The sequence below is a fragment of the Streptomyces anandii JCM 4720 genome, from assembly GCF_014650655.1.
Lineage (GTDB): Bacteria > Actinomycetota > Actinomycetes > Streptomycetales > Streptomycetaceae > Streptomyces > Streptomyces anandii.
Window position 1 is genome coordinate 9,828 of record NZ_BMVJ01000003.1, and the last position, 21,736, is coordinate 31,563.

Annotated in this window: 17 protein-coding genes and 1 pseudogene; 12 read left to right on the plus strand and 6 right to left on the minus strand. The window is 73.6% G+C overall.

Features of this window, described 5'->3' with window-relative positions:
- Window positions 1–11: 11 nt before the first annotated feature.
- Window positions 12–395 (minus strand): STAS domain-containing protein, encoded by a 384-nt coding sequence (locus tag IE249_RS06055; RefSeq protein WP_189703730.1) that lies wholly within the window; start codon window positions 393–395, stop codon window positions 12–14.
- 279 nt (window positions 396–674) lie between these two features.
- Here IE249_RS06055 and IE249_RS06060 point away from each other — a divergent pair, with 279 nt between their 5' ends.
- The 11 genes from IE249_RS06060 to IE249_RS06110 all read left to right on the plus strand — a co-directional run bounded on the left by IE249_RS06060 (window position 675) and on the right by IE249_RS06110 (window position 17,957).
- Window positions 675–4,952: a HAMP domain-containing protein gene (locus tag IE249_RS06060; RefSeq protein WP_189703731.1), complete on the plus strand. Its 4,278-nt coding sequence runs from the start codon at window positions 675–677 to the stop codon at window positions 4,950–4,952.
- Between the two features lie 37 nt (window positions 4,953–4,989).
- A complete protein-coding gene (locus IE249_RS06065) occupies window positions 4,990–7,431 on the plus strand; it encodes a SpoIIE family protein phosphatase (protein ID WP_189703732.1) in 2,442 nt (813 codons plus the stop codon).
- A gap of 110 nt (window positions 7,432–7,541) precedes the next feature.
- Window positions 7,542–8,426, plus strand: coding sequence for an SDR family oxidoreductase (locus IE249_RS06070; protein ID WP_189703733.1), 885 nt, complete (start codon window positions 7,542–7,544; stop codon window positions 8,424–8,426).
- A 126-nt stretch (window positions 8,427–8,552) separates the two neighbouring features.
- Window positions 8,553–8,954, plus strand: a complete 402-nt coding sequence (locus tag IE249_RS06075; protein WP_189703734.1) for an STAS domain-containing protein — start codon at window positions 8,553–8,555, stop codon at window positions 8,952–8,954.
- Between the two features lie 143 nt (window positions 8,955–9,097).
- Complete coding sequence (locus tag IE249_RS06080; RefSeq protein ID WP_189703735.1) at window positions 9,098–9,997, plus strand: STAS domain-containing protein; 900 nt, start codon at window positions 9,098–9,100, stop codon at window positions 9,995–9,997.
- Window positions 9,994–10,419, plus strand: a complete 426-nt coding sequence (locus IE249_RS06085) for an STAS domain-containing protein (RefSeq protein ID WP_189703736.1) — start codon at window positions 9,994–9,996, stop codon at window positions 10,417–10,419. The genes IE249_RS06080 and IE249_RS06085 overlap by 4 nt, the downstream gene beginning before the upstream one ends.
- Window positions 10,419–10,859: an anti-sigma regulatory factor gene (locus IE249_RS06090; RefSeq protein ID WP_189703737.1), complete on the plus strand. Its 441-nt coding sequence runs from the start codon at window positions 10,419–10,421 to the stop codon at window positions 10,857–10,859. Before IE249_RS06085 ends, IE249_RS06090 begins: the two co-directional genes overlap by 1 nt.
- On the plus strand, window positions 10,859–12,166 hold the full coding sequence (locus IE249_RS06095) for an ATP-binding SpoIIE family protein phosphatase (protein ID WP_189703738.1): 1,308 nt from the start codon (window positions 10,859–10,861) through the stop codon (window positions 12,164–12,166). The genes IE249_RS06090 and IE249_RS06095 overlap by 1 nt, the downstream gene beginning before the upstream one ends.
- Entirely contained in the window at window positions 12,163–13,911 is a 1,749-nt protein-coding gene (locus IE249_RS06100; protein WP_189703739.1) for a PP2C family protein-serine/threonine phosphatase, read from the plus strand. Before IE249_RS06095 ends, IE249_RS06100 begins: the two co-directional genes overlap by 4 nt.
- 327 nt (window positions 13,912–14,238) lie before the next feature.
- Window positions 14,239–15,624, plus strand: a complete 1,386-nt coding sequence (locus IE249_RS06105; RefSeq protein WP_189703740.1) for an NAD(P)/FAD-dependent oxidoreductase — start codon at window positions 14,239–14,241, stop codon at window positions 15,622–15,624.
- A gap of 83 nt (window positions 15,625–15,707) precedes the next feature.
- Entirely contained in the window at window positions 15,708–17,957 is a 2,250-nt protein-coding gene (locus IE249_RS06110) for an FUSC family protein (RefSeq protein WP_189703741.1), read from the plus strand.
- Between the two features lie 60 nt (window positions 17,958–18,017).
- On the opposite strand, the gene IE249_RS06115 is transcribed toward IE249_RS06110, so the two are convergent.
- The 5 genes from IE249_RS06115 to IE249_RS06135 form a co-directional block, all read right to left on the minus strand.
- Entirely contained in the window at window positions 18,018–18,449 is a 432-nt protein-coding gene (locus IE249_RS06115) for a hypothetical protein (protein WP_189703742.1), read from the minus strand.
- A 71-nt stretch (window positions 18,450–18,520) separates the two neighbouring features.
- Window positions 18,521–19,354: a DUF1206 domain-containing protein gene (locus tag IE249_RS06120; RefSeq protein ID WP_189703743.1), complete on the minus strand. Its 834-nt coding sequence runs from the start codon at window positions 19,352–19,354 to the stop codon at window positions 18,521–18,523.
- Window positions 19,355–19,498: 144 nt separating this feature from the next.
- Window positions 19,499–19,882, minus strand: a complete 384-nt coding sequence (locus IE249_RS06125; protein WP_229857677.1) for a DUF5133 domain-containing protein — start codon at window positions 19,880–19,882, stop codon at window positions 19,499–19,501.
- A gap of 10 nt (window positions 19,883–19,892) precedes the next feature.
- Entirely contained in the window at window positions 19,893–20,801 is a 909-nt protein-coding gene (locus IE249_RS06130; RefSeq protein WP_189703745.1) for a SigB/SigF/SigG family RNA polymerase sigma factor, read from the minus strand.
- 211 nt (window positions 20,802–21,012) lie between these two features.
- Entirely contained in the window at window positions 21,013–21,465 is a 453-nt protein-coding gene (locus IE249_RS06135) for an ATP-binding protein (protein WP_189703746.1), read from the minus strand.
- Between the two features lie 120 nt (window positions 21,466–21,585).
- Here IE249_RS06135 and IE249_RS36395 point away from each other — a divergent pair.
- Window positions 21,586–21,736 (plus strand): annotated as a pseudogene (locus IE249_RS36395) (3-deoxy-D-manno-octulosonic acid transferase); the annotation flags it as partial.

A 21,736-nucleotide genomic window follows, 5' to 3' on the forward strand; every position in this document is an offset into this window, starting at 1 on the left:
GTGGGCCGCGCTCAGGAGCCGACTGGGCGCCGCCCGGCGGCGGGCGGCACGGGCGGGGCGGTGAGCAGTTCCAGCGTGCCGGTCATCTCCAGCAGGCGCTCCAGGGCCGGGGGGCGCTCGTCCAGGTGCAGCGCGATGCACGCCTCGTCCGTACGGCGGCGGATGCGCAGCAGCGCGGACAGGCCCGAGGAGTCGACGCCGTCCAGCGCCGAGAAGTCCAGGCGCAGCTCGCGGACCGGGTGCCGCGCGGCGTGACGGCGGGCCAGCAGCGTGGTCACGGTGTGGAGGAACTCGTCGTGGCCCGCGTAGTCGAGGTCGCCCCTGACGCGCACCACGGCGACGTGGTCGCGGGTCTCCAGGGTGAGGCCGAGGGGCGTGGGCTGCACAGTGGTCATACGGCTGTTTCCGGGGTGTGGCTCGGGTCGTGAATCCGTCCGGGTACCCCGCTTCCCGCAAGTCATGCGCTCTTCGACCGGATCGGTTTTCCGCGGGGGATCCATTGCCGCGATGTTTTGTTCGGGGTGGCCCGAGTGGGTTAGCCTGCGACGTATTTTCTCCTCGCGCGCAAGGCATGACATGCGAAAACGCGCGGGGCAACGCACGGGCCCACGGCCCGGCCGAGGTTCACGAGCCCTCACCGCCGAGGGCTCCTGGGGAGCGGGACGAGGGTGCGCATGACCAGCGACAGGACCGAGGGCGCCGGGACCGTGCCGCCCGTGCCGGGCGACCGGGAGCTGCGCCGGCTGCTGGCCGGTCTCACGGCCGTGCGGGACGGCGACTTCGGCACACGGCTGCCCGAGGACGCCGACGGGCTCATGGGCGACATCGCGACCGTGTTCAACGGCATGGTCGACCAGCTGTCCGTGTTCACCTCCGAGGTCACGCGGGTGTCCCGGGAGGTCGGCACCGAGGGCACGCTCGGCGGGCAGGCCGAGGTGCCGGGGGTTTCCGGGACCTGGGCCGACCTCACCGACTCGGTCAACGCCATGGCGGGCAACCTGACCACTCAGGTGCGGGACATCGCCCAGGTGGCGACCGCGGTGGCCAAGGGCGACCTCTCCCAGAAGATCGATGTGCCGGCGCGCGGCGAGATCCTTCAGCTGAAGGAGACCGTCAACACGATGGTCGACCAGCTCTCCGCCTTCGCCGACGAGGTCACCCGCGTCGCCCGCGAGGTCGGCACCGAAGGACGCCTCGGCGGACAGGCCAAGGTGCCCGGCGTGGCGGGCGTGTGGCGGGACCTGACCGACTCGGTGAACTTCATGGCGGGCAACCTGACCAACCAGGTCCGCAACGTCGCCCAGGTGACCACGGCGGTCGCCAAGGGCGACCTCTCCCAGAAGATCACCGTCGACGCCCGCGGCGAGATCCTTGAACTGAAGAACACCATCAACACGATGGTCGACCAGCTCTCCGCCTTCGCCGACGAGGTCACCCGCGTCGCCCGCGAGGTCGGCACCGAAGGACGCCTCGGCGGACAGGCCGACGTCAAGGGGGTCAAGGGCACCTGGCGGGACCTCACCGACTCGGTGAACTCCATGGCGGGCAACCTGACCAACCAGGTCCGCAACGTCGCCCAGGTGGCGACCGCGGTGGCCAAGGGCGACCTCTCGCAGAAGATCACCGTCGACGCGCGCGGCGAGATCCTCGAGCTGAAGAACACCATGAACACGATGGTCGACCAGCTCTCCGCCTTCGCCGACGAGGTCACCCGCGTCGCCCGCGAGGTCGGCACCGAAGGACGCCTCGGCGGACAGGCCGACGTCAAGGGCGTCTCGGGCACCTGGAAGGACCTCACCGACAACGTCAACGTGATGGCGTCGAACCTGACCGGTCAGGTCCGCTCCATCGCCCAGGTCGCCACCGCTGTGGCGCGCGGCGACCTGTCCCGCAAGATCACGGTGGAGGCCAAGGGAGAGGTCGCCGCCCTCGCGGACGTGATCAACACCATGGTGGACACGCTGTCCGCGTTCGCCGACGAGGTCACCCGCGTCGCCCGCGAGGTCGGCACCGAGGGACGCCTCGGCGGACAGGCGCAAGTGCCGAACGTGGCGGGCACGTGGAAGGACCTCACCGACAACGTCAACTCGATGGCGAACAACCTCACCGGCCAGGTGCGCAACATCGCGCTGGTGACGACCGCGGTGGCCCGGGGCGACCTGTCGAAGAAGATCGACGTGGACGCGCGCGGCGAGATCCTGGAGCTGAAGACGACCATCAACACGATGGTCGACCAGCTCTCCGCCTTCGCCGACGAGGTCACCCGCGTCGCCCGCGAGGTCGGCACCGAAGGACGCCTCGGCGGACAGGCCGAGGTGGAGGGCGTCTCGGGCACCTGGAAGCGGCTGACGGAGAACGTCAACGAGCTGGCCGGGAACCTGACCCGCCAGGTCCGCGCGATCGGCGCGGTGGCCAGCGCCGTGGCCGAGGGCGACCTGACCCGCTCGATCACCGTCGAGGCGTCCGGCGAGGTCGCCGAGCTCAAGGACAACATCAACTCCATGGTGGAGTCCCTGCGCGAGACCACCCGGGCCAACCAGGAGCAGGACTGGCTCAAGACCAACCTCGCGCGGATCTCCAGCCTGATGCAGGGCCACCGCGATCTGCCGGTCGTCGCCGAGCTGATCATGGAGGAGCTGACGCCGCTGGTGTCGGCGCAGTACGGCGCGTTCTACCTCGCCGAGGACGGCGAGCGCGGGCCCGAGCTGCGGCTGGTCGGCTCCTACGGCCGGCCCGACGACGACGAGCGGCCCACCCGCTTCTCCTTCGGGCGCTCGCTGGTCGGCCAGGCCGCGCGCAGCCGCCGTACCATCACCGTCGACGAGCTGCCCGAGGGCTACGTCACCATCTCCTCAGGGCTCGGCCGGGCCGTGCCGACCGCGCTGGTCCTGCTGCCGATCCTGTTCGAGGACCAGGTCCTCGGCGTGATCGAGCTGGCCTCGGTCACCTCGTTCCGGCCGATCCACCGCGACTTCCTGGAGCAGCTGCGCGAAGCCCTCGGGGTCAACGTCAACACCATCGTGGCCAACGCCCGTACCGACGAGCTGCTGGACGAGTCGCAGCGGCTGACCGCCGAACTCCAGGTCCGCTCCGCCGAGTTGCAGTCACAGCAGGAGGAGCTCCAGCGCTCCAACGCCGAACTGGAGGACAAGGCCTCGCTGCTGGCGACGCAGAACCGCGACATCGAGGCGAAGAACCTCCAGATCGAGCAGGCCAGGCAGGAACTGGAGGCCCGCGCCCAGCAGTTGTCGCTGGCCTCGAAGTACAAGTCGGAGTTCCTGGCGAACATGAGCCACGAGCTGCGCACCCCGCTCAACAGCCTGCTGATCCTGGCCCAGTTGCTCGCGCAGAACCCCTCGCGCAACCTCACCCCGAAGCAGGTCGAGTACGCCGGGATCATCCATTCCGCGGGCTCCGACCTGCTGCAGCTGATCAACGACATCCTCGACCTGTCGAAGGTCGAGGCGGGCAAGATGGACGTGGCCCCGGAGCGGGTGCCGCTGCGCCAGCTCATCGAGTACGTCGAGGCCACCTTCCGGCCGATGACCAGCCAGAAGGGCCTGGAGTTCGGGGTCACCACCGCCGCCGGCGCGCCCGCCGACCTGCTCACCGACGACTCGCGGCTGCGCCAGATCCTGCGCAACCTGCTGTCCAACGCGGTGAAGTTCACCGAGCAGGGCGGTGTGGAGCTGTGCATCGAGCCGGCATCCGACGAGGAGGTGCCCCCGGGGGTCGTCCGGGGCGGCGCCGTCGTCGCGTTCCGGGTGAAGGACACCGGCATCGGCATCCCGGAGCGGCACCTGGAGTCGATCTTCGGTGCCTTCCAGCAGGCGGACGGCACCACCAGCCGCAAGTACGGCGGTACGGGCCTCGGCCTGTCCATCACGCGTGAGATCGCCCATCTGCTCGGCGGTGCCGTGGCGGTGGACAGCGCCCCCGGCCGGGGCAGCACCTTCACGCTGTACCTGCCCGTGACCCGCCCGGACTTCGAGCAGCTGCTCGGCAGCGGCCGCACCCCGGAGCGGATGCCCGCCGAACTGGTCGCCGCCGCCGGGGACCAGGCCGCCGCCGTCCCGCAGGGCGGCGCGGCCCGGCAGCGGCCGCGCCGGCTGCTGGTGGTGGAGGAGCGCTCGCGCGGGCTGCTGACCCTGGTCGCCGAGAGCGTGGTCGCCGACGTGTCCCGGCACGGCCCGGACGACGGCGCCCTGCCCGCGGTGGACGTCATCACCGCCGTGGGGGCGCAGGAGGCGGCGGGCGCGCTGGCGGCCGAGCCGTGCCACTGCGTGGTCCTGGACCTGGACATGCCCGAGGGCGAGGCCTCCCGCTTCCTGCGGGCGCTGGCGGGCGACTCGGCGCTCGCGGGCGTGCCGGTGCTCATCCACAGCGGCCACCGCCCGGACGTGGCCCGGGCCGAGGCGCTGCGCTCGCACCACGACGACGCGGCGATGGAGTTCCTCTCCAGCCTGGACGAGCTGCGCGAGCGCATCGCGCTGCACCTGTCCGCGGAGGAGCCCGGGGACGTGCTGTCCCTGGTGCGCGGCGAGGAACCGCAGGAACTCGCGCCGGTCGACGACTCCTTCCAGGGCCGCACGGTCCTGGTCGTCGACGACGACGCCCGCAACCTCTTCGCGCTCAGCGGGATCCTGGAGCTGTACGGCTTCCGGGTGCTGCACGCGGAGAACGGGCGCAAGGGCATCGAGACGCTCCTCGAGCACCCGGACATCGCGCTGGTGCTGATGGACGTGATGATGCCGGAGATGGACGGCTACACGGCGACGGCCGAGATCCGCAAGCTGCCGCGGTACGCCGACCTGCCGATCATCGCCGTCACCGCCAAGGCGATGCCCGGGGACCGGGAGAAGTCACTGGCGTCCGGCGCGAGCGACTACGTCACCAAGCCCGTCGACACCCACGACCTCATCGCCTGCGTCCGGCGCTGGCTGTCCGCGTGAGCCCGCAAGCGTCGTCCAGCCGAGGAGCATGCGCATCGTGAGCACATCGGAGGAGTCACGCGAGCCGGCCGCCGCCGGACTGCGCCCGGAGCCGTCCTCGTACGCCGCGGCCCCGGCCGCCGGGGACCCGGCGCACCAGGAGGCGGCCGGCGTCTCCCCCACCTCTCCGGTGGGCCGGCTGGCCGCCACCGTGGAGCGGCTGCGCCGCGAGGTGCGCACGGCGCAGGCCGAGGCCGAGGGCCGGGCCCTGATCGAGCTGGCCAAGGGCATCCTGGTGGAGCGGCTGGGCTGCGGCCCGGCGCAGGCCGCCCGGCAGCTCGCGGAACTGGCCGAGCAGGCCAACGTGACCCCGCTGGAGTTCGCGGTGGAGGTCATCAACCAGGCCGCCCGGGACCGCGTCTCGGAGGTCACGGACGCCTTCCTCGCCGCCGCGGGCGCCCCGGAGCGCGAGTCGGCCGCGGTGCGGCTGCGCGCGGCGGAGAGCGGGGCGCTCGCCGCCGACGACACCCAGGCCGTCGCCGACTCCCTGCTGGAGCACGCGCTGCGTCCGCTGGGCGCGGTCGCCGTGGCGGTCTGGGCCGCGGGCGCCGACGGTTCGCTCACCCTGGCGGGCAGCGCCGGCTTCTCCCCGGCCGAGGCCGCCCGCTGGCGTTATGTGCCGCCGGAGGTGGCCACGGTGGCGCGGCGGGGGCTGACCGAGCGGACCGGGCAATGGTTCGCCTCGCTCGCCGACACCGGTCTGCCCACCGTCGGCAGGCACCTACACCCGGAGGGCGGGCGCGTGGCGGTGCCCGCCGGCACCGGGGGGCGCATCCACGGCGTGCTGGAGATCGCCTGGTCCCGGCGGCTGGAGCCGCAGCCGCCGCAGGTGGTGCGGCAGGTGGAGGCGCTGGCCGAGCTGTGCGCGCACACGCTGGAGACGTACACGCCGCGCCAGGACCCGGGTCAGGAGCCGCGGGTCCTGCCGGACGCGGCCGAGCTGATGGACCTCGCCGACGGCCTGCACGACCCGGCGCTCGTGCTGGTGCCGTACGTCGACGGCTCGGGACAGCTGGTGGACTTCCGCATCCAGCACGTCAACAACCGCTTCCTGGACCCCGGGGGCCGGCCCCGCGCGGTGGTCAACGGGGCGCTGCTGCTCGAGGCCTTCCCCATGGCCGCCGGGAAGAGCGAGCTGTTCCAGCGCGTGGAGCGGGTCTACGCGACGGGTGAGCCGTTCCGGACGCACCGCATGCACCTGACGGCGCTCGTGGACCAGGTGTCGCTGTCGGCGGTCGCGGACATCAGCATCAGCCGGCACGGCAACAGCGTGCTGCTGATCTGGCGCATCGAGGACGAGACGGCCCGGCTGGCGAGCCTGCTCCAGCACGCCCAGCGCCTCGGCCGGATCGGCGGCTTCGAGGAGAACCTGCTCACGGCCGAGATCACCTGGAACGACCAGCTGTTCGACCTGTACGGCCGTCCGCCCTCCAGCACGCCGGTGCCGCTGGAGGAGCTGCCCGCGCACGCCCACCCGGACGACGCGGTGACCATCGGCCGGTTCCTGCGTACCCTGCTGCACCACCGCCGCCCGGCGTCCGCGGCCTTCCGGCTCCAGCGGCCCGACGGGGTCACCCGGCACATCCGGCTGGTGGCCGAGCCGGTCCTCGACACCGACGGGCGTCCGCTGCTGGTGCGGGGCGCCTACCAGGACATCTCCGCCCAGCACTGGACGGAGGTCGCGCTCGCGGCGACCCGCGACCAGCTCGCGCACACCGAGCAGCAGGCCACCGAGCGCAACCGGCTGACGCTTCAGCTCCAGCACGCGATCATGCCTCCGACCCAGGCGCCGCTGAAGGTGCCCGGACTGGAGATCGCGGTGCGCTACCGGCCCGCCGAGACCGAGCAGCTGGTGGGCGGCGACTGGTACGACTCGGTGGTGCTGCCGTCCGGTCTGGTGCTGCTGTGCGTGGGCGACGTCGCCGGTCACGGCATCGAGGCCGCCACCAGCATGGTCGTCCTGCGCAACGCGCTGCGCGGCCTGGCCGTGACGGGCGCGGGTCCGGGCCAGCTGCTGTCGTGGCTGAACATCGTGGCGCACCATCTGACCGGCGCGGTCACCGCCACCGCCGTGTGCGGCCTGTACGATCCCGCGCGGCGCACCCTGCGCTGGGCGCGCGCGGGGCATCTGCCGCCGGTGCTGGTGCGCGGCCCGGAGGCGGCGCCGCTGCCACTGGTCAGGGGCATGCTGCTGGGCGCGGTGCCGGAGGCCGTGTACGAGGAGGCCGAGGTGGCGCTCGCGGCGGAGGACACGCTGCTGATGTACACCGACGGGCTGATCGAGCGCCGGGACCGTTCCGTGGAGGAGTCGCTCACCCACCTGCTGACCACGGTCCGTGCGGCGCCGAGGACGCTGGACCAGCAGCTGGACCGGCTGCTGACGTACAGCAGGTCGGACACGGACGACGACACGTGTCTGGTGGGCATCCGGCTCGGGTGACTGTGAGGGTTCACCCGTTTCGCCGGGTGTGCGCGGTGCGTGCCGGGGCACTTGGAGGCGGCGAAGACGCACACTCGCCGATCCGGGGTGTACCCCACGGAGGTGCCCACATGGCCGACGACCGCCCGCAGGACCCCACGACCCGTCATCCGCGGCCGGAGTTCCCGCAGCAGGAGCAGGAGCACCCGGGCTGGACCGGCCCGATGGACCCGCCGCCGGACCACGGCGAGGAGTCGTACCGGGGCAGCGGTCTGCTGACCGGCCGCGCGACCCTGCTGACCGGCGGCGACTCGGGCATCGGCCGGGCGGTGGCGATCGCGTTCGCCCGCGAGGGGGCCGACGTGGTCTTCACCCACCTTCCCGAGGAGGAGAAGGAGGCGCGGGAGACCGCACGCCTGGTGGAGGAGGCGGGACGCACCGCGGTGCCGGTGGCCTGCGACATCCGCGAGGAGCGGCAGTGCCGGGAGCTGGTGGACCGGGCGGTCGGCGAGTTCGGGCGCATCGACGTGCTGGTGAACAACGCGGCGTACCAGATGTCCCAGCCGGACGGCATCGGGGCCATCTCCACCGAGCAGTTCGACCGGGTGGTGCGGACGAACCTGTACGGCATGTTCTGGCTGTGCCGGATGTCGCTGCCGCACATGCGACCGGGCGCCTCGATCATCAACACCACGTCCGTGCAGGCGTACAAGCCGAGTCCGCACCTGCTGGACTACGCCATGACCAAGGGCGCCATCGTCACGTTCACGCAGGGGCTGGCGCAGATGGTCGCGGGCGACGGGATCCGCGTCAACGCGGTGGCGCCGGGGCCGGTGTGGACGCCGCTGATCCCGGCGACGCTGCCGGACACCGCCGAGTTCGGCAAGCAGGCGCCGCTGGGGCGGCCGGCGCAGCCCGCGGAGATGGCGCCGGCGTATGTGTTCCTCGCCTCGCAGCGGGCGAGTTTCATCACGGCCGAGATCCTCAACGCCACGGGCGGCACACCGCTGCCGTGAGCGTCCCGGCGCGGGGTGTGGCATGAGCGAATGATTCGCGGGTAGGCGCGCGGGCGCAGTGCGGGTCACCACGCGTCGCCGACACGGGTGCCCGGCACTGGCCGCAAGCACTCGTTGGAGGTACTCGTGACCCTTGCCCAGAACCCGCTGTCCGTCGAGGTCACCCTGCCTCGCAAGGACGTCGCCCTGCTGACGGTCGAGGGCTATCTGGACGTCGACACCGCGACCGAGCTCCAGGCCCACCTGGCCAACCAGCTCCACCACGGCCGGCGGCACTTCCTGTTGGACCTCTCCGGTGTCCCCTTCATGGACTCCTCCGGCATGAACATCATCCTGCGCGTGTACCAGGAGGTGCGTGAGCTGCCCGGCAGCGTGCACATCATCGCGCCCGCCCCGGCGGTGCGGCGGATCCTCGACCTGACGGGCGTCAGCATCACCGTGCCGGTCTCGGAGACCGTGGAGGAGGCGCTCGCCCTGGCCGACCGGCAGCCGGCGGGCCCCCAGCCCCCTGACACCCCGAGCCTCTGAGCCACGGCACGACCGGGCGGCCGGGGGCCGGGGCGCGGCCGTGCCGCCGAGGCACGGCCCCGTCTCGCGTCACACCCGGTCGGGCCGGGGGGCGAGGGGGGGAAGCGATGTCGAGCAGGGAATGATGAGGAGTTGAGCGGCAGGTGCCGGAGTACGGAGCGGCTGGGCAGGGTGGATCGCCGGCGCGGGAGGTCGGGGAGTTCCTGCTCCGCCGCCGGGAGCGGATCGCCCAGCGGTGGGCCGACGAGACGCTTTTCCGGACCGTGTTCACCGTCTCCCGGGAGGAGGCGGTCGAGGCGGGCCGGGCCGTGGTCGAGGCGCTGGCCCAGGTGGCCGGCGCGGACCGGTCGGCGGACCCGGAGGCCCCCGGCTTCCTGGTGGTGCGCGACCAGCTGGCCCGGATCGGTTCCGCCCGCACCCGGACCGGGGTGACGCCCTCGCAGGTGTCCAACGACGTGGACGCCCTGCGCCCTCCCACGGTCGACCTGCTCGTCGCCGATCTGCCGGACGCCGCGCCGGAGGCCGTGCGCGAGGCCACGAACGTACTGACCGTCCTGATGGGCACCCTGCGGCTGGTGGTGATGGAGACGGCGCTCAGCGAGGGCCAGGCCCTCATCGACCGGCAGCGGCTGCAACTGATGGAGGTGGCCACGCCGGTCATCAAACTGTGGGACGGCATCGTCGCCGTACCCCTGATCGGGACGCTGGACAGCGCCCGCAGCCAGATCGTGATGGAGACGCTGCTCGAGGCGGTCGTCGACCAGCAGGCGCGGTTCGCGATCCTCGACATCACCGGGGTGCCGACGGTCGACTCGCTGGTCGCCCAGCACCTCATGAAGACGGTGGCCGCGGCCCGGCTGATGGGCGCGGAGTGCGTGGTCTCCGGGATCCGCCCGGCCATCGCGCAGACCATCGTCCACCTGGGTCTCGACCTCGGTACGGTCGTCACCCGGGCGAGCCTCGCCGACGCGCTGGGGTACGCCCTGCGCAAGCTGGGCACCGACATCGTCACCGAGGCGTCCCACGGTGCGGGTGAGCGGTGACCCACGGCTTCCCCCCGCCCGCCACGGGCCACGTGCCGGTGCTCCGGCTCGGCGACGTGCTGCTGGTCACCCTCCAAGGAGACCTGCACGACAGCGCGGCCGAACAGCTGCAGCAGGACATCGGCGAGGCCATCACCCGCAACCGTGCGGCGGGAGTGGTCATCGACCTCACCGGAGTGGAGATCGTCGACTCCTTCCTCGGGCGCGTGCTCGCGGAGATCGCGGCCAAGGCGCGGCTGCTGGCCGCGGAGACGGTCGTCGCGGGCATGCGGCCCGCGGTCGCCATCACCATGGTGGAGCTGGGTCTGTACCTGCCGGGGCTGCGTACGGCGCTGAGCACCGAGGACGCCATGCGGCTCGTCGGCGGCGGGTACGCGGACACGGTGGCGCGTCCGGGCGGCAGGCGCCCGGGGAGTCCGTGATGGAGACCGCGGCGGGCGTGGAGGCCTGCTTGCCGATCCGTTCGGACATGGATCTTGTGTGGGTGCGCCAGCACGTGCGGCAGGCGGCCGCACAGCTCGGGTTCGGCCTCGTCGACCAGACGAAGCTGGTCACCGCGGCCAGCGAGCTGGCGCGCAACACCCTGGTGCACGGCGGCGGCGGACGGATGGAGGCGGCCCACGTGGTCAGGGGGCGGGTGAACGGGCTGCGCCTGGCGTTCGCCGACGACGGTCCGGGCATCCCCGACCTGGACCGCGCGCTCACCGACGGCTACACCTCCGGGGACGGTCTGGGGATGGGGCTGGGCGGAGCCAGGCGGCTGGTGCACGAGTTCGCGATCGACAGCGCGCCCGGCGCCGGCACCACCGTCACGGTGACCAGCTGGGCGGTCCGGCCCCCGCACCCGCGCGAGGTGGTCTGATGCCGCGAGTGTGGGACGTACCGGTGCACGACTCGACCCGGGTGCGTGACGCCCGGGTCGCCGCCGTGGCCGCGGCGGAACTGGCCGGTCTCGACCGGGCCCGCGCCGACTCCGCCGCGCTGGTGGCGACGGAGCTCGCGACCAACCTGCTCAAGCACGCCGAGGGCGGCCGGCTCCTCGTCGAGGCCGTGCCCCCGCCGGACGCCGGGGACGGCGCGCGGCAGGCTCCGGTGGTGCAGATCGCGGCCGTCGACCACGGCCCCGGGATGGCCGACGTGGCCGCCGCCCTGCGCGACGGCTACTCCACCACCCGCTCCCTCGGCGCCGGCCTCGGCACCTGCCGGAGGGTCGCCGACGACTTCCATCTGCACAGCACCCCCGGCCGCGGCACGGTGGCCGTGGCCCGCCTCGGAACGACGGCCACCCGCTCCGCGGCCCCGGCGCCCGTCCGCCCACCGGACCCGGCGCCCGGATGGCCGGCCGAACCCGCGCCCGGACGGGCCGCCGCCCCCGCGGGCGGGCAGGCGGCCGACCGCGTTGGCGGACGGGCTGCCGGACCGGGCCGCGGCGAGACCGACCCGGCCCGCGGCGACACCGGCCGGGCGGCCGGCGCGACCGGACCGGACCGTGGCGGGACCGGCCGGGTACCCGGCGCGACCGGACCGGCGGCCTCCCGGCCGCGCGGGCATGGGCACGTCGGGGTGCGTGTCGGTGGGCTCAATGTCCCGTTCGGTGGAGGGGAGTACTCCGGTGATGCGTGGGCCTGGGTGGGTGCCGGGGAGTTGCGGACGCTGATGCTGGCCGACGGGCTGGGGCACGGGCCGGACGCGTCGCGGGCCTCGGCGGCCGCGGTGGAGGCACTGCACCGCTCGCCCCGCCTCTCCCCCGCCGAATTGCTGCGGCAGCTCGACGCGGCGCTGCGCGGCACCCGTGGCGCGGCCGTCGCCGTGGCCCAGCTCGACCTGCGCGAACAGGTGCTGCGCTTCGCCGGCATCGGCAACATCGGGGCCCGGCTGCGCGAGCCGGACGGCTGGCGTCCGCTGCTGTCCCGCCCGGGCATCGTCGGCGTGCACCGGCCCGCCACCCTGCCCGAGGCCCGGCTGCCCTGGACGGACGAGAGCCTGCTCATCGTGCACAGCGACGGCCTCCCCAGCCGCTGGACCCCGCCCACCGAGCCGGGCCTGCTCACCGCCGACCCCGCGCTGGTGGCCGCCGTGACCATCCGCGACGCGAGCAGCCCCGCCCGCCCGGTGCGCGACGACACCGCCGTGGCCGTACTCGCTCCGAACCCGCCGGAGCGCCCATGAAGCGCACCTGGCGGATCAGCACCGTCACCGACGCCGCTCGGGCCCGGATCGCCGTGGCCCGCCTGGCCGCCGCGCACGGAGTGCCGACGCTGGAGCGCACCCGGCTGGCCACCGCCCTGAGCGCCCGTCTGCGGCAGTGCCTGACCAAGGGCGGCACCTGGACGCTGGAAGTGCGCGCCCCCGGCCGAGGCGACGGCGAGGACCTGCTGGACATCACGGTGACACCGGCCCGGGACGCGAGCGCCGCCGGTGAGCCGCCCTGGCGGGCGGCCGTCGCCTGCCCCGAGCCCGCCGAGCCGCCGGACGGCGAGGTGCCCGGCGACGCGGCCGCCCTCGCCGAGGCGCTGCTGGGCGCCGACGAGGACACCGCGGCCGCCCTCGACAGGCTCACCGAGCAGGAGGAACTGGTCGCCTTCCACCGGGAGGAACTGCACCAGACCAACCAGGGCGTCCTGGCGCTGCACGCCGAGCTGGACGCGGCCGGGCGGGCACAGCGGGAGGCGTTCGCCGCCGAGCGCAAGGCGCGCACGGAGGCGGAGGACGCCCGGCGCAGGCTGACGTTCCTCGCGGACGCCAGCGCGGTGCTGACGGCCTCGCTCAACCACGAGGAGATCGTGCGGCGCCTGTCCGGCCTGCTGGTTCCCCGGTACGCGGGCAGCGTCGACGTATGGCTGTTCGACCACGAGGACGAGCGGGGCCGGTCCGCGCCGCGTCCGGCGGCCGCGGTCCTCGCCGCCCGCACCGGGCGGCCGCAGTACGCGGCGGACCACCCGGGCGGAATGCCGGGCGTGGACGACCGGCCGCCGTCCGCGCTGGACCCGGCGCGCCCGCTGCTGTGCATTCCGCTGCCCACCCGCCGCGCGCCGCTGGGCGTGCTCACGCTGTCGCCGCCCGGCGGGCGCTGGGACCCCGACGACGCGGTCATGCTGATCGAGCTGACCCGGCGGGCGAGCATCGCCATCGACAACGCGCGCCGCTTCGAGCACAACCGCGACATCGCCGAGACGCTGCAGCGTGCGCTGCTCACCGACCTGCCCACCACACCGGGCCTGGGCCTGGCCGCTCGGTACCTCCCGGCGACGCGCGGGCTGAACATCGGCGGCGACTGGTACGACGCGTTCCGGCAGCCGGACGGCGGCCTGATCACCGTCATCGGAGACGTCACCGGGCACGGGCTGCACGCCGCGGTCATGATGAGCCAGCTGCGCACCGCGCTGCGCGCCTACGCCGTCGACGGCGGCAGCCCCGGGCAGCTGCTGACCCGGCTGCACGTGTTCCTGCACCACCTCCAGCCCGACCTGTACGCGACCGCCGTCATCGCCCGCTTCCACCCGGACGACCCCACGGTCACCTGGGCCGCCGCGGGCCATCCGCCACCCGTGCTGCGCATGCCGGACGGGCGGGTGGGCGTCCTGGACGCCAGGCCGGGGGCGATGCTCGGCATTCCGCTGCGGCAGGAGATCGACGACCACACCGTCCGCCTGTCCCCCGGTTCGACGCTGGCGCTCTACACCGACGGGCTGGTGGAACGGCGCGCGCGGGGCATAGACCCGGGCATCGAGCGTCTCGCGGCCGCTCTCGGGACGTTCGCGTCGGCCGAGCTGGACGCCGATCTGGAGGGGGCGGCCGACCGCGTACTGGAGCCGATGCTCAGCGACTCCGAGCGCGACGACGACGTGTGTCTGCTGCTGTGCCACATCGACAGCTCGGCACGGCCGCCCGCGACGCCCACGCCGAGGGCATAGACGACATCGACGGCATGGGGCGTGGACGGGGACGTGGGCGTCCGGCCACTCGTCCCGGACACCCGTTCGCACCATGGGCCCGCACGGACCCGGGTTCCCGGTCGGGCCCGCCGCCCGCGCGGGGCCGCCGTCATGGATCGTGCGGCCCGGGGCACCCGTGCGGGCGTTCCGCCTGGTGCGTCCGGGGCCGGGTGGGGGCATCGTGGTGCTCGGCGCGTGTGTCCGGTGGCGGGCACGGGGCGGGCCTCGTGGACCGGTGAGGTGCGAATCGGCGATCCAGGGGCAGGCGCATGACGTCGAGGCAGACCGCCTGGAGCCGCAGAAGGGATGAACACCGTGACACGACCCAGGATCCTGGTGGTTGGCGCAGGCTTCGCCGGGGTGGAGTGCGTACGCCGTCTGGAGCGCAGGCTCTCCCCGAACGAGGCCGACGTCACCCTGGTGACGCCGTTCGCCTACCAGCTCTATCTGCCCCTGCTGCCCCAGGTGGCGTCCGGGGTGCTGACGCCCCAGTCGATCGCCGTGTCCCTGCGCCGCAGCAGGAGGTACCGCACCCGCATCATCCCGGGCGGCGCGATCGGCGTGGACCTGAAGGCCAAGGTCTGCGTGGTCCGCACCGTCACCGACCGCATCGTCGAGGAGTCTTACGACTACATCGTGATGGCCCCGGGCAGCGTCACCCGCACGTTCGACATCCCGGGTCTGACGGACCACGCGTTCGGCATGAAGACGCTCGCCGAGGCCGCGTACATCCGCGACCACGTCATCACCCAGCTGGATCTGGCCGACGCCAGCGAGGACCCGGCCGAGCGGGCCGCGCGGCTGCAGTTCGTCGTGGTGGGCGGCGGATACGCCGGCACCGAGACGGCCGCGTGCCTGCAGCGCCTGACGCACGCCGCCGTCAAGCGCTACCCGCGCCTGGACCCGTCGCTGATCAAGTGGCACCTGATCGACATCGCGCCGAAGCTCATGCCGGAGCTGGGCGAGAAGCTGGGCCGCGCCGCCCAGGAGGTGCTGACGCGGCGCGGCATCGAGATCTCGCTCGGGGTGTCCATCGCCAAGGCCGGCCCGGAGGAGGTCACCTTCACCGACGGCCGGGTGGTGCCCACGCACACACTGATCTGGACGGCGGGCGTGGTGGCCAGCCCCCTCATGGCCACCCTCGGCGCGGAGACGGTCAAGGGGCGGCTCGCGGTGACCCCCGAGATGTGCCTGCCCGGGTACGACGGGGTGTTCGCGCTCGGCGACTCGGCCGCCGTGCCGGACCTCGCCGAGGACGACGGCGCGGTGTGCCCGCCGACCGCCCAGCACGCGATGCGGCAGGGCAAGCGGGTGGCGGAGAACGTCATCGCCACCCTGCGCGGCGAGCCCATGCGGCCGTACGAGCACAGGGACCTGGGGCTGGTCGTCGACCTGGGCGGCACGGACGCGGTCTCCAAGCCGCTCGGCGTGGAGCTGCACGGGCTGCCCGCCCAGGTGGTGGCCCGCGGCTACCACCTCGGGGCGCTGCGCACCAACGTCGCCAGGACCAGGGTCGCCACGAACTGGCTGCTCAACGCCATCGCCGGGGACGACTTCGTGCGCACCGGCTTCCAGGCGCGCAAGCCCGCCAAGCTGAAGGACTTCGAGTACACGGACGCGTACATGACGCCCGAGCAGGTGCGGGAGCACGTGGAGCGGCGGGCCGCCGGAGCCGGGACCGGACAGCCCTGACGCGCCGCGCGGCGTCGCCTACGGGGGCGGCTGCCGGGCGCTGGGAAGACCGGTGATCATGTGGAACGGGAGAGTACGGCGGCGTGAGGGCAGCGGAGGTGTCGCTCTGGGCCAGGGTGCGCGACCGCGTCGCGGCGTCCGACCCGGGGCTGCTGAGGCTCGCGGCCGGTTCCCGTACGGCCGGCTCGATCGCGCTGACCCTCGCCGTGCTCGCCGTGCTGGGCTCCCCCGTCACCCATCTGGTGGCAGGGGCCATTGCGTCGATGGTGGCGTCCTTCGCGATCCGCGAGAAGCAGCGCCCCCGGCAGGCCGTCACCCTCGCCCTGGGGCTGGCCGTCGCGCTGGTGTCGGTGTCGCTGGCCGCGCTGCTCAACACGCGTGTGGTGGCCGGGGACGTCTTCTTCGTGGTGCTGATCTTCTGCGCGGTCTACAGCCGCCGGTTCGGTGACCGGGGCTACGCGCTCGGACTGATCGGCTTCCAGATCTACTTCATGTCCCTGTTCGTCGGCGCCACCGCCGCGACGCTGCCGGGGCTGTACGCCGTGCTCGCGATCGCGTTCGGGTGCAGCGCCCTGGTGCGTTTCGTGATCGTGTACGAGACGCCGGCGGGCATCCTCCAGCGGCTGCGGGAGGCGTTCCGGGTGCGTCTGGCCCAACTGGTGGCGGCCCAGATGGAGTTGCTGGACGCCGGTCCCGACGAGGCCGACAAGGCCCTGGAGACGGTGCGCGAGGGCACGGCGCGGCTGCACGAGACGGCCATGATGATCCAGGGCCGGCTGGAGGAGGGCACCGCCGACGAGTCCGTGGCGCGTCTGGTGCAGCGGCGGATCGCGGGCGCGGAGATCGCCGCCGAGCGACTGGGCCTGTTGCTGCTGAGCGCCCGCAGCGCCGAGCGGACGAGCACCCTCACCCTGCACCTGCCGGGCGCGCCGGTGCCCTCGGGCGGCGAGCTGCCGGTGCGGGACCGGGCGACCGACATGCTGCGCCGCGACCTGGGGGCGCTGCGCATGCTGGTGCTGCGGCCGGTCGGGGAGGGCGGCACGGCGATGTCGCACGTGCGCAACCGGCTCCTCGGCTACCGCGACGAGGAGAACCTGCCGTCCGCCTCCGCCCCCGTGCAGGACGTCTTCCGCGGCATCGGCGAGGCGGCGCGGGCGGTCATGGGTCTGAGGGTCGCGCTGGACGGCCCGCAGGACGAGTCCGACGACTCCCCCGCCACCACCCGCTCCCGGGAGGAGCTGGACGCCGAGAGCGCGGCCATCGAGGGCGCGGAGGAGGGCGAGCGGGAGGAGAAGGAGGTTCCGGCCGGGCTGCGGCGGCCGACCACCCGGGCCGCGGTGCAGGTCTCGGTGGGCTCGGCGCTGGCCATCGTCGGCGGCGAGTTCCTCTCCAGCCAGCGCTGGTACTGGGCGGTGCTGACCTGCTGGATCGTCTTCATCAACACCGCCTCCACGGGCGAGATCGTGGTCAAGGGCTACCGCCGGCTGCTGGGCACCGTGCTCGGGGTGGTGGCCGGCATCGTGCTGGCCGGCCTGGTCGGCCCGCACACGTGGCCGGCGCTGGGCATGGTGCTGCTCTTCGTCTTCGCGATGTTCTACACCGCCCCGCTGTCGTACACGCTGATGTCGTTCTTCGTGACCGCCGCACTCGGGCTGCTCTACACGCTGCTGCACAGGTACAGCTGGGAGGTGCTGGTGCTGCGGGTGGAGGAGACCGCGCTCGGCGCGGCCTGCGGGATCATCGCCGCCGCCCTGGTGCTGCCGGTGCACACGGACCGCCGTACGAACGATCTGCTGGTGACCGTGCTGCGGCGGCTGTCCGAGGTCACCGGGGCCGCCGTCGAGCAGCTGAGCGGCGGTCCGGGCGACGACCTGCTGGACCGGGCGCGCGACTTGGACCGGGCGCTGGGCGACCTGCGCTCGGCCACCCAGCCCCTGACGCACCCGATCACCCCGATGCGGACCCGGCGCAACACGGCCGAGTACCTCGTGGCCCTGCTGGAGACGTGCGCCTACCACGCGCGTTCGCTCGCGGCGACGGCCGAGCTGCTGCCCACCCATCCCTCGATCGCGGCGGACCCCCGGCTGCGCCAGGCCTGCGCCCGGATCACCCACAACATCTCGGTGATCAGCGCACATGTCACGGGCGAGCACTGCGAGGACGCCGTCGAGACGGGACCGAGCATCGCCTCGATGCTTGAGGACGCGGCGCCCGGCAGCCCGCGCTACGGCCGTATCACCGACCGGGTGCTGCGGCACCTGCAGCGTCTGGACGAGGCGGTGCTGGGCCTCGCGCGTCCGCTGGCGGTGCCGGTGCCGGAACCCGGGCGGTGACGGCGGCCTCGGCCGAGGCTCCGAAGCGGGGGCTTGGACCGGGGCTTCGGCCGGCGCCGCTCAGAAGTCGGTGGGCATCTCGCTCACCTCGGCGATGCCCCGAAGTTCCTCGGTGTCGCGGTGCCGGTCGCGGATGTAGTCGGCGATCTCGGTCAGCCGTCCGGGATCCGCCGCCGTCGCCGCGTCGGTGACCACCCGGACCGGGCCGGTCTCCTCGATGTCCAGCACCACCAGTTCGTTGTCCAGCCTGCCGGTGACCGCGGTGGCGATCACCAGGGCGGCCTCGTCCCGTATCTCCTGGGGAAGTCCCTCGGCCTGGGCGGCGTCCAGGGGGAAGTCGGCGGAGGGCACGCCCTGCTCGTCGATGGCCCGCAGGACCGGGTCGACGACGTCGAGCAGCTGCGCGTATTCCTCCTCGGGCATCCGGACCCGCAGGAGGTCGAGGTAGACCTCCACGGCCCGGCCGTCGTGCGGAAGCTCGTCATCGTTCATCCGCTCCGTGTTCCCCCCGGGGACCGCCTCAGACGCGACGGGCGGGGCCGGCGCGAAAATCGTCGCGGCGGTCAGACCTTGCGCCAGCGGGCCAGCGCGAAGGAGAACAGGCCGAACAGCACCAGTCCGGCCGCGACGAGCACCAGCAGCCACGGTCCGAAGGGCGTGCCGGCGAACGAGCGCAGGGTGTCGTCGAGTCCCTTCGCCTTCTCGGGCCGGGCGTCGACCGCGGCCCGTACGGCGAAGACACCCGCGGCGGCGAACACCAGCCCGCGGGCGCTGCCCCCGCCGACCCCCGTGACGTCCACCAGGCGCCGGGTCCGCCGCGAGAGCGCGCCGAGCTTCAGCTTCTCGTGGTAGGAGCGGCGCACGGCCTGCACGCCGATCCACACACCGGCCACCGCGATGCCCACACCGGCGGCCCCGACCAGCCACTGACCGGCCGGCACGCCCAGCGCGCGGGCGGTCAGGTCCCTCGACTGCTCGTCGCTGGACCGGCTCCCGCCGCTTCCCGCCGCGAAGGACAGCACGGACCAGGCGACACCGACGTAGAACACGCACCGCACGACGGCCAGCAGCCGCTTGCCCGGCTTGCGGCCGTCGGGCCCGGCGGATCCGAACACCGCCTCGGACAGCCGCCACAGCGCCATCCCGGCCAGTCCGGCGCCCAGCGCCCACAGCAGCACCGCGCCGAGCGGTTCGTGCGAGAGGGCGGCGAGCGCGCCCTCGCGGTCGGCCTGCTGCCCTCCGTCGCCGAAGGCGACCCGCAGCGCCAGCACCCCGACCAGCAGATAGATCACGCCGCGTGCGGCCAGTCCGGCCCTCGCGGCCCCCTCCGTCACCGAGCCCTTCGCCGCGCGTCGCACTCGCGTCCGCCCGGGCCGGGCCATGGCACTCGTGTCCATCTCCACCTCCGGACATGCGGATGCCCCGGCTCGCCCCCGGCACACCGGCCGCGCGCGGGGCCGGCGAGCACACCGCTGCCCGCGGGCGCTCGGGGCGCGCGCGGGCAGCGGATACGGGCGGGCAGCGGATACGGCGGACGGTGCTCAGGCGGGCTGGGGCTCCGTCCCGGCGGCGGGGACGACGGCGCCGGCGGGGACGCGGCCGGGCAGCGACGCGCGAGGCGCCGCCGGCGCGTCACCGGCCGCCTCGGCACCGCGGTTCACCGGAGGACGGACGGTCCGAGCAGGCGAAGTCCGAGTCCGCGGCGTCCGTGGGGTCTTGGCGGTACGGGGGGCCGCGGCTGCCGCGAGCATCCGGCGGGCGGCCTCCAGGGCGGCCCCGACCGAGCGGGTGCCCGTCGACACGCAGAGCGTGTACGCGAGGTCCTGCGCCCGGGTGTTCCGGCCGCTCGCCGCGGCGTGCCGCTCCTCGGCGAGCGCCGCCTCGTACTCGTCGAGGAGGCCGCGCAGGAATTCGGGGTGGGGCATCAGCACTCGGTCACGCTCCAGTGGTGTTCGTGGGTCGGGTCGGGTTGCCGCGGCGGCCGGACCGCTCCGCCATCACCTCGTTGCGCACCCGGGCGCAACTGCGGCTGATCAGGCGGGAGACGTGCATCTGGGAGATGCCGAGCCGGTCGGCGATGCGGCTTTGTGTCATGTCCTCGAAGAAGCGCATGTAGAGAATGGCGCGTTCGCGTTCGGGAAGCCGGCGCAGCCCTTCCTTGGCGGACTCCCGGTCGACGACGACGTCGTAGGAGGCGTCCGCCGAGCCGAGGGTGTCCGCGAGGCTGTAGCCGTCGGCGCCGCTGGAGAGTTCGGCGTCCAGCGACAGCGTGCTGAAGCTCTCCAGCGCCTCCATGCCCGTGTTGACCTCTTCCTCGGTCAGCCCCGCGTGGGCCGCGATGGCGGCGACCGAGGGCTCGGGGCTGCCGGGGTGCTGCACGAGTTCGCGGCGGGCCACCCGCACCTTGTTGCGCAGTTCCTGGACGCGGCGGGGCACCCGCAGCGCCCACATCCGGTCCCGGAAGTGCCGCTTGACCTCACCGGTGATGGTGGGCACGGCGTAGCTCTCGAAGGCCCCCCGGTCCGGGTCGAACCGGTCGATCGCCTTGACCAGTCCCAGCGCCGCGACCTGCCGGAGATCCTCGATCGACTCCCCGCGGTCACGGAAGCGGCCCGCGATGCGGTGGGCCATGGGCAGCCACGCGGTGACGAGTTCGTCGCGCACGGCGTCCCGTTCGGGGCCCTCCTCGGCGTCGGCCAGACGCCTGAAGAGGACGGCGGTGTCGGGGGCGTCGTCGTGCGCCCTCCGGGTGGGGGCGGCGTGGTCCGCGGCGGCGGCGTGATCTTGGTGAACGGCGTGGTCTTCGGGGGCGTCAGGACGGCTTGTCGACATATCGATGAGCATGCGGAATCGCTCCTGAACGGTGGTTTCAGGGAATGACCGCGGAAGGGATCACGCTGTCCGGTGGCACCTGGAGGGCCTACCGGAGCAGCCGTGCCACTCCCGCCGACGCGCCTCCGGTCCGAAGCACGAGTTTCCGTCTGCCCGGGAGCGGGAGGGACAAACTCCGCTTTGGGTAATCCTTTGCAGCGGACAACGATCGGGTGCCGCCCGCTCAGGTCAAGGGCACCACGGCCGTGATGCACTTGCCGCCGGAGGGCAGGTCGGACACCTGGACGTCCCGCGCGAGCCGGCACACGATCGGCCAGCCGCGACCGCCGGAGCGGTGCCGGCCCTGCCGGTCCACGGGCGGCCGGGCCACCGGGAGCCGGTCGCTGCGGTCGCTCACGCAGACCCGTACGCCGCGCCCGACGACGTCGACGTGGAAGTCGGTCATGCCGCCCCCGTGCAGGATGGCGTTGGTCGTGAGCTCCGAGGCCACGAGCTGGGCGTCGGAGAGGACGTGGGCGTCGCACCGGGTCCGGGTGGTGCGGCAGCACTCGCTGATCACGCGTTCCACCACCCGGCGGGCGTCGGCCGGCCCGCACGGCCCGGGATGTGCGCAGGGACCGGCGGTGGACGACTGCTCGAAGAGGTGATCGGAATCGGTCCTGTGCTTCTCGCACATCTCCTCGCTCCCTGGTCCGCGGGTCTCCCTGTCCGGCTAGCCCCGGCGGGAGCGCGCAAACATGCGGCTTGGGGGCGCGCGCGGGGCCATCGGAGCGCCGTGAGCGGGTACGCGGACGGCATGACCGAAGTAGTGGACTCGGACGAGCTGTTGCGGCGCATCCAGCGCGCCAGGGCCTGCGCGGCCGAGGAGGAGCACCGGTGGCGGGGCCGCCGCGAGAGTCTCGGTGGGGCCGATACGGAGGCGGCGCGCGAGGCGGCCGTCCGGGTGG

Bases quoted from the DNA above. Each gene is read 5' to 3' on its own strand.
- IE249_RS06135 (WP_189703746.1), bottom strand. From the start codon at position 21,465: ATGTGCGAGAAGCACAGGACCGATTCCGATCACCTCTTCGAGCAGTCG.
- IE249_RS06130 (WP_189703745.1), bottom strand. From the start codon at position 20,801: ATGCTCATCGATATGTCGACAAGCCGTCCTGACGCCCCCGAAGACCAC.
- IE249_RS06115 (WP_189703742.1), bottom strand. From the start codon at position 18,449: ATGAACGATGACGAGCTTCCGCACGACGGCCGGGCCGTGGAGGTCTAC.
- IE249_RS06105 (WP_189703740.1), top strand. From the start codon at position 14,239: ATGAACACCGTGACACGACCCAGGATCCTGGTGGTTGGCGCAGGCTTC.
- IE249_RS06055 (WP_189703730.1), bottom strand. From the start codon at position 395: ATGACCACTGTGCAGCCCACGCCCCTCGGCCTCACCCTGGAGACCCGC.
- IE249_RS06120 (WP_189703743.1), bottom strand. From the start codon at position 19,354: ATGGACACGAGTGCCATGGCCCGGCCCGGGCGGACGCGAGTGCGACGC.
- IE249_RS06060 (WP_189703731.1), top strand. From the start codon at position 675: ATGACCAGCGACAGGACCGAGGGCGCCGGGACCGTGCCGCCCGTGCCG.
- IE249_RS06095 (WP_189703738.1), top strand. From the start codon at position 10,859: ATGCCGCGAGTGTGGGACGTACCGGTGCACGACTCGACCCGGGTGCGT.
- IE249_RS06090 (WP_189703737.1), top strand. From the start codon at position 10,419: ATGGAGACCGCGGCGGGCGTGGAGGCCTGCTTGCCGATCCGTTCGGAC.
- IE249_RS06100 (WP_189703739.1), top strand. From the start codon at position 12,163: ATGAAGCGCACCTGGCGGATCAGCACCGTCACCGACGCCGCTCGGGCC.
- IE249_RS06070 (WP_189703733.1), top strand. From the start codon at position 7,542: ATGGCCGACGACCGCCCGCAGGACCCCACGACCCGTCATCCGCGGCCG.
- IE249_RS06125 (WP_229857677.1), bottom strand. From the start codon at position 19,882: ATGCCCCACCCCGAATTCCTGCGCGGCCTCCTCGACGAGTACGAGGCG.